Origin of the sequence: Streptomyces lacrimifluminis (assembly GCF_014646095.1) — a bacterium.
GTDB classification, from domain to species: domain Bacteria; phylum Actinomycetota; class Actinomycetes; order Streptomycetales; family Streptomycetaceae; genus Streptomyces; species Streptomyces lacrimifluminis.
In genome coordinates, this window is sequence record NZ_BMMU01000072.1 from 1 (window position 1) to 9,629 (window position 9,629).

The 9,629-nt window shown below is 69.0% G+C and carries 7 protein-coding genes and 1 pseudogene; 3 read left to right on the top strand and 5 right to left on the bottom strand.

Going from position 1 to position 9,629, the window contains the following annotated elements; translation table 11 throughout:
* Nucleotides 1-41: 41 nt before the first annotated feature.
* Nucleotides 42-269 carry a recombinase family protein gene (locus tag IEY89_RS39465; protein ID WP_229695718.1) on the bottom strand — a complete coding sequence of 76 codons (228 nt, stop codon included), beginning with the start codon at nt 267-269 and terminating at the stop codon, nt 42-44.
* A gap of 263 nt (nt 270-532) precedes the next feature.
* Nucleotides 533-2,023, bottom strand: coding sequence for an alpha/beta hydrolase family protein (locus IEY89_RS39470; RefSeq protein ID WP_189152347.1), 1,491 nt, complete (start codon nt 2,021-2,023; stop codon nt 533-535).
* A 419-nt stretch (nt 2,024-2,442) separates the two neighbouring features.
* Here IEY89_RS39470 and IEY89_RS39475 point away from each other — a divergent pair, with 419 nt between their 5' ends.
* Both IEY89_RS39475 and IEY89_RS39480 read left to right on the top strand, forming a co-directional pair.
* On the top strand, nt 2,443-3,603 hold the full coding sequence (locus tag IEY89_RS39475) for a sensor histidine kinase (RefSeq protein ID WP_373287352.1): 1,161 nt from the start codon (nt 2,443-2,445) through the stop codon (nt 3,601-3,603).
* The gene (locus IEY89_RS39480) at nt 3,600-4,262 is read left to right on the top strand and encodes a response regulator (RefSeq protein WP_189152348.1); all 663 of its coding nucleotides are present in this window, start codon (nt 3,600-3,602) and stop codon (nt 4,260-4,262) included. Before IEY89_RS39475 ends, IEY89_RS39480 begins: the two co-directional genes overlap by 4 nt.
* 281 nt (nt 4,263-4,543) lie before the next feature.
* Here the strand turns inward: IEY89_RS39480 and IEY89_RS39485 are convergent, their stop codons facing one another.
* Nucleotides 4,544-7,594, bottom strand: a complete 3,051-nt coding sequence (locus IEY89_RS39485; RefSeq protein ID WP_189152349.1) for a Tn3 family transposase — start codon at nt 7,592-7,594, stop codon at nt 4,544-4,546.
* A gap of 862 nt (nt 7,595-8,456) precedes the next feature.
* Between IEY89_RS39485 and IEY89_RS39490 the strand changes: the two genes are divergently transcribed.
* On the top strand, nt 8,457-8,645 hold the full coding sequence (locus IEY89_RS39490; RefSeq protein WP_189152350.1) for a transposase: 189 nt from the start codon (nt 8,457-8,459) through the stop codon (nt 8,643-8,645).
* A gap of 198 nt (nt 8,646-8,843) precedes the next feature.
* On the opposite strand, the pseudogene IEY89_RS41795 reads toward IEY89_RS39490, so the two are convergent.
* Nucleotides 8,844-9,011: pseudogene (locus IEY89_RS41795) on the bottom strand (transposase family protein); the annotation flags it as partial.
* Nucleotides 9,012-9,126: 115 nt separating this feature from the next.
* Nucleotides 9,127-9,444 (bottom strand): hypothetical protein, encoded by a 318-nt coding sequence (locus IEY89_RS39500; protein WP_189152351.1) that lies wholly within the window; start codon nt 9,442-9,444, stop codon nt 9,127-9,129.
* Between the last annotated feature and the right edge of the window lie 185 nt (nt 9,445-9,629).

A 9,629-nucleotide genomic window follows, 5' to 3' on the forward strand; every position in this document is an offset into this window, starting at 1 on the left:
GACCCCTCCCAGCCTGATCAACCAGAAGATCATCCCACCAGTCAGCCAACGTGACAGTGCCCCTCGGAGATATGCACGGTGTCGCCCGGCCGCGCGTACGTAAGCAGCTCGCTGAACTTCGGCCGCTGGAGGGGGTGGAGGCGGCTGGAGGTGCCCGGGTCTTCCTCGAAGGCGACCGGGTCCTCGATCCCGGCCTCGTCCAGGACGAGGTTCTGCCGGGCGGTGGACTGCTGGTCGGTCGAGACCCGCTTGTAGACCAGGTTCGCCACCGAGGGCCCCTTCCGTGCGGAGGATCGGACCCTATCTGTCGTCAAACCCTGTCAGCGATCACCATCGGATCTGATTGGATTCGAGCCGCCGCGAACCCCCGGATTGCACGGGTTCATTGGACGCGCCAGACCGATCTGTCGGCAAACGATTGTTTGCCGACAGATCGCTCTGGCGCGCTGGTCCGCGGCGGGGGCGGCACCGCGGACTGCACTCCGGCTGGGAAGGGGAACGGCCGTGCCGTCGGCTGCCGCCGCCCAGCCGATCAGCGGTTGTTGCTTGGGCGGTAGACGCTGAGGTCGCCGTAGGCCGACAGGACGCCGGCCAGGTCACCGGGTTTGTCTGGCAGGGTGGTGTCCAGGAAGGCGAGCGTGGTTGCGGCGACGACGCGGGGGCTCTCGGTGCGGCCCAGGGAGCCGACTATCGAGGGCACAGGCGGCAGGTACAGGGGGCCGTCCATGAAGGTGAGGTGTGCGGCGCCGGGGATGGTGAGCCGGTAGCTCGTCGCGGTGTTGAGCTTGAGGGCCTTGGTGAGGCGGGGTATGTAGTGCGGGTCGGTTGCGGGGGTGATGGCCTGGGTGAGCGCGAGCGTCGGCTGGTGGAGGGAGGGGGAGGTGGGGCCGTGCGGGTAGCCGTCCAGATCGATGACGGCATCGAACCGGTGGTCCTGCCGGGCTGCCTGCAGGGCGGCGGCACCACCCATGGAGTGGCCGGTGACCGCGACCCGGCCGGTGTCCAGGCGTCCGGTCAGCGGGCCGGCGATCTCACCTCGGCCCAGACGGTCCAGCTGAGTGAGGACGAAGCTGAGGTCGGCGCCCCGAACAGCCGTCCAGCCGACCGCCAGCTTGTTGTCCTTGTCCCGGTCGCCGGTGGAGGTGGTCTTGGTGAGAATCGTTCGGCCGTCGGTGAGGACGACGGCGGCGGAGTCGTACGGGTGGTCGAGGGCGGCGACCGCATAGCCGTGGCTGGCCAGTTCCTCCGCCCAGGCGGTGTTCTGGGTGCGCACTCCGCCCGATCCCGGAGAGAACAGCACGACCGGGAACCGTCCACCCCCGTCGGCCACCGGGGCGTTGAAAACCGAATGGGTGTGGGCACGTGGGATGCCGTCGACCAGGAAGCCAGGCAGGCCGACCGCGCGGGCGAGGGCATCGGAAACGGTGCGCGCCTCGTGCTCCGTGCGGCCGAGGTACTGGGCCCGCTGCGCGCCTGCGGGACTCTTCTGCGCGGGATACCAGAGCTGGACCACGACCGTGCGCCGGTCGTGCGGATCGGCGGTGAAGGTCTCGGGACGGTGTGGGTCGGTCCACTGCACCACGCGGGTACCGACCGCGAAACGGCCCGACGGCTCGGGGAACACGGGTACGGGAAAGGCCCAGGCGGCCACCGGACCCGTGGCGATCAGGCCGACGCAGGCCACCGACCCGGGCAAGGCCAGCCACCACCGGGCCCGCCACGCCGACCGGCCGGTACGGCGTCGCAGCAGGGGAGAGAGGGCGAACGGCAGCGCAACGGCAGCGCCTGCGAGTACTGGCAGCAGCTGCCAGCGGATCCCCACCACGCTCAGCACGATCGCGGACAGCACGAACACTGCCCCCGCCGCGATCGTGACGCCTGGGCGGACGGCAGGGGGAAACCAGCGCGCCACCACCAGCGCGACGGCACCCAGCAAGACAAGGACTTCCAGAAGGGACATGTGCAGTCCCATGATGTTCTCGGTCACCCGGCCATGCTCGGCGCGGGGCACACGCTGCCACATCGCCCCCGGGTCGCCATCGTGTACAGCCGGAGTCGCAATCCGAGGCACGCCCATGTGAGAGGCCTTGCGACCGTGGGGGGTGGCCGGGCTCCTCCTGTGGTCGTACTTCCGCGCGATTCCTTCAGACGGTGGACTCATGCGATTCCGCTGGATCGCGGCCTACCGTGACAGGGCCGCGGTACGTGCGGGCGGCGCGGGTCTTGCGCTCCCGTATCCGACCCGGCTCCGGCTGTACGCGGTGGCGGCCCCGGCTGGGGCCACTGTGACGCTGAAATCGACAGGGACGTGTGATGACCGAGGCGGCCGCAGAAACCGGTAGTGCCCAGCCGTTGCGCTACCGGGACCGGGTGCCGTGGGCGAGGACAGCCGTACGGCTGACGAGGTACGCCGACCTGGCCTCCGTGCGAGCGGCGCGACCGATGAGAGCCGTCCGGCGCTTGGGTTCCCGGCTGCCGCCCATGGTGGGGGACTCGCTGTTGCCGGCGCTGCTCCTGCTCAACGTCATGACCACGCGCGCGCCGCAGGAGCTGCCGGTGGCCGTGGCCCTCACCGCGGCCCTCGCACTGCCCCTGGTGTGGCGGCGCCGGGCCCCGCTCACGGTGTTCGGCGTCGTGGCAGCCGCGGCCTTCGTCCAGTGGCTGATGGACGTCCAACTGTCGGCGGACATCGCCTTGCTGGTGGCTCTCTACACGGTGGCCGCGAAGTCGGGCCGGCGCGGCACGCTTGTCGCCGGTGCCATCGTGGAGGGCGGGGCCCTGCTGGCTTGTCTGCGCTGGGCGACGGAAGGCGCGTTCCTGACCCCCTTCGTCGCGGTGACCGCGATGGTCGTCGCCGCCGCCGTCCTGGGGGTGAATGTGCGGACCGCACGCGCCTACCTCGTCGCCGTGGAGGAACGCGCCGCACGACTGGAGCAAGAGCATGACCAGCAGGCGCGGCTGGCCGTCGCCGAGGAAAGGACACGTATCACCCGGGAGATGCACGACATCGTCACCCACAACCTGTCCGTCATGGTCGCGCTCACCGACGCCGCCGTCTACGCACAGCACCGGTGCCCCGCCAAGGCCACCACCGCGATGCTCCAGATCTCCGAGACGGGCCGGCAGGCCCTGACCGACATGCGGCGCTCCTTGGGCATCCTGCGGACCGACGAACCGGACGCGGAGCGCCACCCGCTGCCCGGCATCGCACAACTGGCAGCCCTCGCCGACCAGATGGGCGCCGCCGGGCTGCCGACCCGCGTCGAGGTCCAGGGCGGCCACACCCACATACCCGCCACTGCACAACTGACCGTCTACCGCCTGGTACAGGAAGCCTTGACCAACACCCTCAAGCACACACCCACCGGCACACACGCGAAGGTCCGAATACGGTGCTCGACCGAGACCGTCACACTGGACGTCACCGACAGCGGCCCCCGCCCGCCACTTCCCGGCGCCACACCATCCGGCCACGGCATCCCCGGCATGCGCGAGCGCGCGGCCACCTACGGGGGGACGTTGCAGGCCGGACCGCTCCCGGGCGGCGGCTGGGGAGTCCACACCCGCCTCGACCTCGGCAGCAGCGGAGCAGCGTCCGCATGACGATCCGCATCCTGATCGCCGACGACGAAGCGCTGCTCCGTATGGCCTTCAGCACGGTCCTGGAGACGCAGCCCGACATGGCACCGGTCGGCGAAGCCGCGGACGGCATCCAGGCCATACGCCTCGCCCAGGACCTGCGCCCCGATGTCGTCCTCATGGACGTCCGGATGCCCGGGACCGACGGGATCGAGGCAACCCGAGAGGTCATCCGGATCTCCCCGCAGAGCAGAGTACTGATCCTCACCACCTTCGACCTCGACGAATACGCCTTCACCGCGCTCAAAGCCGGAGCCTCGGGCTTCCTGCTGAAAAACACCAGGCCCGAGGAACTGCTCACCGCGATACGCAGCGTGGCAGCGGGCGACGCGGTGGTCTCCCCGCGGATCACCCGCCGCCTGCTGGAGAACCTCCGCCCGCACATACCCGACGGCAGCAGCGCCGAGCGCGACGAGCGGCTGAGCCGGCTCAGCGCCCGCGAGCGCGAGGTGCTCATCCAGGTGGGCTGCGGCCTGTCCAACACCGAGATCGCGGCCACCCTGTATCTCGCGGAGGCGACCGTGAAGTCCCACCTCGGGCGAATCCTGCAGAAGCTCGAACTCCGAGACCGGATACAGGCCGTGATCTTCGCCTACGAAAGCCGCCTCATCCACCCGGCATGAGGTCGGCAGGGAGCGATTCGACGCCGAGTTCGCCAAGGCGGTCAAGGGCACCGGCATCGAGCCGCGCTCTCAGGAAGCGGACCACGACCGCCGCGAAGCGGTTGAGCAAGGCGGCAGCCCGCAAGCCGATCAGCGCCCTCGCAGGTACCCGATCTGTTCAGCATCGTCTGACCCGTGCTCACCCGGCGGCCTGACTGAGCCTCATACCCAAGGCGGTCCGGCCCCGGAGTCACGGGTGGTGACTCCGGGGCCGGACCGCCTTCGACTGTACGGGCGCGCATTTACGCGTCCTCGCCGTCGTCCGTCTCGTCGTCGATGTTCGGGTCGCGCAGCCTTCGCAGGCCCGGCGCTGGCGGCCGGGTGAAGGCGTACCGGCCCAGGAAGTTGATGTGATCGAACTGGAGCGGGGAGAGCCGGGCGAGCAGCTCGTCGGTGACCGGGAAGCCGTCAGCGGCCAGCTGCTTGACGGCGGCGTCGATGTAGAGGCTGTTGAACAGCACCACGGAGTTCAGCGCCAGGCCGAGCGCGCCGAGCTGGTCCTCCATCCCCTCGCGGTAGTGCTGGCGCAGTTCGCCGCGCTGACCGAAGAAGATCTTCCGGGCGAGGCGGTGGCGGGCCTCGGTGACGTTGAGCTGGGCGCCGATCATTCGCCGGTATCCCTCGTCCGAGACGAACTGGAGCAGGTGCAGTGTCTTGAAGATCCGCCCGTAGTGGGCGAACGCGTCGCCCAGCCCGGTCGGCTTGCCGTCCCGGGAGAGCATGCGGATCAGGTCGTGGCCGCGAACCTCCCCGAGAGTCAGGGAACCTGCCACCCGGAGCATGTCGTCCCAGTGGGCGCGTATCCGGTCCAGGCGGATGGTGTGGTTCGAGACCGGCTGGAGCGGCCCGTAGTCCGCCGCGGTGTTCGTCCGCCACAGCCGGGCGTCGGAGATGTCGGCGATCCTCGGTGAGAACTGGTAGCCGCAGATCGCGAACAGGCCGAAGACGATGTCGGAGTAGGACGCGGTGTCGGTGATGACGGTCTCCGGCTTCGGGCCGCCGTCGCGGGCGTGGATGGCGTCCAGGATGAACAGCGAGTCGCGCAGCGTGCCCGGCACGACCACCCCGCCCAGGCCCATCACCTGGTCGTTTACGACGTTCAACCACGTTGCGCCCTTGTGCCGCAGACCGAAGTAGCGCGGGTTCGAACCTGCGTACAGGGTCTGGACGGGGACGGTGAACCGTACGCCGTCGGCGGAGGCGACCAGGCCGCCGCCCCACGCCCGTACGACGTCGATCTTCGCCTGCGCCTCGATGAACAGGCCGTTCGCCGCCGAGATGTTCTCCGCCCGGAAGTAGCCCTGGTCGACCTGGACCAGGCGGCCACGGGTGAGCGCCGGGACGCCCGGCTTGATGACCGGGGTGAACCCGACGTTGCACGCCTCGGACAGCAGCACCGCGCACAGGCTGGTGGCAAAACCCTCCATATGGGAGTCCGCGCCGGAGATGTGCGTGAACACCTCCTCCATGCCGGTCAGTTCGGCGACCTCCAGCAGCAGTTCGGGAAAGTCGACCTTCGGCAGCATGCCGTTGACCAGGTGACGGAACGGCGGCATGAGCTTGGGTTCCTCGGCCTTGCCGAGCTTGGCCAGCTTCAGCTTCCCGCCCACCACCTCCAACGCCGTGTTGCCCGGCAGCCCGGCAGCGACCTGGACGTACGCCGCATGCAGGGCGGAGGCCAGTTCGGCGAGGTGTCCGGCGGGCTCGCTCTCCAGACCGAGCGCGGTGAGCACCTTCGGCTCGGCGGCCGTCCACTTGGCCCCGGCCAGCAGCTTGGCGCGCGTATCGCCCCAGCGGTCGCCGTCCCTGGCGAACACGTCCCGCCGGCGCAGCGAGCGGTGCAGGTGCTCCAGGACGCAGAACGAGTACGCGGCCTTGTCGACCACGCCGTGCGGCAGGCTGGGGTTGGCGAACACCAGCCGCCGCCACGAGCCGGTCACCAGGTCGGAGGCGACCTCCTCGGCGCCGACCTTCTTGCGGCCGATCAGTTCCGGCAGAGCTTTGAGTGCCTTCACGACCGGGGCGCCGGCCTCGACCGCGCCGAAGTCGATGACCTCGACCAGCAGACGGATGAAACCGCGCACCGTGCCGTACCGGGCGACCAGTTCGGCCCGCCACTCCGCGTCGTCGTCCCCGTCGGCGTCCGGGACCGCCGCGGCGATCGTGGCGAGCGCCTCGGCCAGCTGCTCGCGTGGCACGACCTGCTCGATCGCCGACCACGCGTCGACCACGGAGACGAGTTCGCCGGTGTCGGTCGCGGGCGGAGTCGTCATCAGCACGTCGACCGCCGCGGCGACCTTCCTCGCTGCCTTCCGCAGCTGCGGAAGGGCCTTGAGCTTGGCGTCGTTGCCCATCCGCTCGGCCTTCGCGAGCAGCTTGGTGGCCATCAGCGCATGCAGCAGATCGAGCGCGTCGTCCACCGTCGCCGTCTCCAGATGCCGCACCGTCGCCAGCAGCGTGGCAGTCTGCCTCGTGACCTCCAGCCGCTTCAGCGTCGGCGCCTTCGAGGTCAGCCCGTACCGGGCCAGCCCGGTCATCCGCGCGGCCGGGACCCGCCCGGCGTCCACCGCACCGGCGCCCAGGCCCCGCACCTCACGCGCGCGGTCCAGAGCGAGTTCCATGGCCCTGCCCGACACCCGCATCGGGCCCAGCCGCAGCCGCTCCAGCTCCGACACCCGCTTCTTCTCCGGCACTTCCAGCAGCCGGACCATCTCGGTGCGCAGGTCGTACGGGACCGCCTCGTACAGCGCGGCATGCAGCCGGTCGTTCTCCTCCGACCGTACGGCGGCCACCATCCGGGCCAGCGTCGAGACCCCGGGCAACAGCACCCGGTTGTTCACCAGCCACACCACCGCCCGGTCGAACAGGGCACGCGGCCCCTCCAACGACGACCACACCCGCGCCGCCAGGAACTCTCCCAGCTCCGCCTCACCTGCGGCGAAGTCCCGGTAGCCATACTCGTCGCGGATCTCCCACGCATGCTCGTACACCGTCTGCGAGCGCGCCCCGTACTCGGCGAAATGCTCGTCGCCGACGCCGAGCTGTTCGGCGACGAACCGCACCACGGAGGCTGGCACCACGGTGGGGTCCTCGGTCAGGAAGGTGCCGAGCATCCGCACGGTGCCCCACTGCACCGCCCACCCCAGCCTCGTCGCCGGACGGCGCTTAGCCCGCGCCAGACCCAGCGCCTTCCTATCGAGCCGGAAGAACTGCTCCAACTCCCCGGGGGACGGCTCGGTGGCGAACTGGCCGTAGGGGGCCTCTTGCTCAGCAGACAAGTACTTAACAGGCATGCCGAGGACCGTAGAACCCGCTGACCAGGTAAAGCAGGCACGTCACCGAACCGGAACCAAGATCGTCCCGCTACCGCTAATTTCCGTTCCGATACTCCGACCGCCGCCAATTGCATCGGATGCGAACTCGCGATAGTCGGCGAATCCACCCCGAGGGAAAGGGAGATCACGGTGCTGATCTGCGGCCTTGAGTACGGGTTCCGACGGTGACGATACCCCTCCCTCGGACCTTGTTGCGGCCGATGCAGGGGGCTGATCTGGGGCTTCACTGGGGGCTCGCATAGGATGCGGTTTTCTCGCATCGGATGCGAGTCGCGGAGGGTGGTGAAGCGGTGAGGTTCAACGGTTCGGCATCGAGTCGTCGCACCCATTTTGAACTCACTTTCGTGACAACTGCCTGACCTGCGCTTACTGTTCAGCCGCTCTCGCCTTCACCTTCTGCGAGCGGCGGCCGACTGCTCGATGCCGTGGGCATGCGCCGGGGGCCGGTACGGCTCAGGCGTCTCGCTGGTCCACTCGGGCAGCTCTTCCGTGGACGCGCCACGGTGGAGGTCTTCGAGTGTCAGACCCGGCAGCTGTAGTTCTTGATCGTTGATGGATTCGTGCTGGTGAGCAGTCTGACGGGGTGCCCGGGGGAACGAGTACGGCCACCGCGATGCTGATCGTCTGTGACAACAGATCAGGACACGGTGGCCCGAGGCGCCACGATAGCCGGTGGGGTGTGGAGCGAGTGTTTCAGGGCTGCGATGGCGGCGATGGCCGGCTGTTCCCGCGAGGGGAGTCGAGGCTGCTGGCCAGGGACAGGGCCGAGGCGATGCTGACGGGGCTTGAGACCCGCAACTGCTGAAAGCTCGCCGAGGCGTTGGGGCACACGTCGCCGTACCGGCTGCAGCACTTCCTGTCCCGCGGCGTGTGGGACCATGACGCCGTGCGCGACCGGACAGCCATCTGGGCGGTCGGTGAACTCGCTGAAGACGACGCGGTGTTGATCGTGAACGAGACGGGGGACGAGAAGTCCTCCACCGACGCCGTCGGGGCGGCAAGGCAATAGCATTTCCGGCGTTGAGTCGCAACGCCCGACCGAGGCGTTGGAGATCGCCCCGGTCGTGTGCGTGCAGAACCGGTACGCGCTGGACTGTCCCGACCCGGAGGGCGACGAACTCCTGCGCCTGTGCGGGGAGTCGGGCATCGCCTTCGTGTCGCCGACCGCCAGCAGGGAGGTTGCCCCGGCCAGCACGGCGCACGCGGTCAGCGCGAGCACGACGGTCAGGGCATGCCGCACTCCGCGTGGATCGCGCGGGTCGGGCACCTTGGCAAGATGTTGCAGAAGGCCGGGGACTTCCCCCGGCACCACCTCTGGATGTTCACTGAGCTGGTCAAGGGCAGGTGGGATCGGCGATGATGCGTCGGCAGGCACGGTCTTCCAGGCAGGTCACGGGGCGTCGAGAACTCCATGATTTTGGAAGTCAGTGCCTGTCCGGCTTGTCGGGAGCCGTCGAGCCGGCGGAGCGTCACCCGCCTGCTGTCGAGGACTATCCGAGCGGCAGTTCCACGCGTCGCCCCAGACCGATCTCCCCGGCCTCATCGTTCGTGACCATCGCGAACACTCCGCTCGGGATGCCCGGAAATGTGGCCACGCGAGACGCGACGGCCAGGAGATCCGCCTCGGCGGCCCCGGTGATGAAGAAGACGTACGCCTCGCCGTACTCCTCTCCTTCGTCATGCACTTCCGCTACCTCCTGTTCAGCAAGGAAGTCCTCGACCTGGTCAATCCAGGGGAAGGCATAAGAACCCTCCGGAGTGCCCGGGGCCTCCCGAAGGGGCACATGGATCTCAACGATGGTGTCCATGCGGGCATTGTCCCTGGCCAGAGCCCGGCCGCATGCTCTGCTCCCGGAACACTGCGAGGCATGGTAAATCAACCCGAACCGGACAGCATCTGACTACGCCGAAGCCCTGGGAGCTGTCGATCAATGAGCTGTTTCAGCGTTGCCGCTCCAGGGTGAGGACGGCGGCGGCGATGGACGTCATTCGA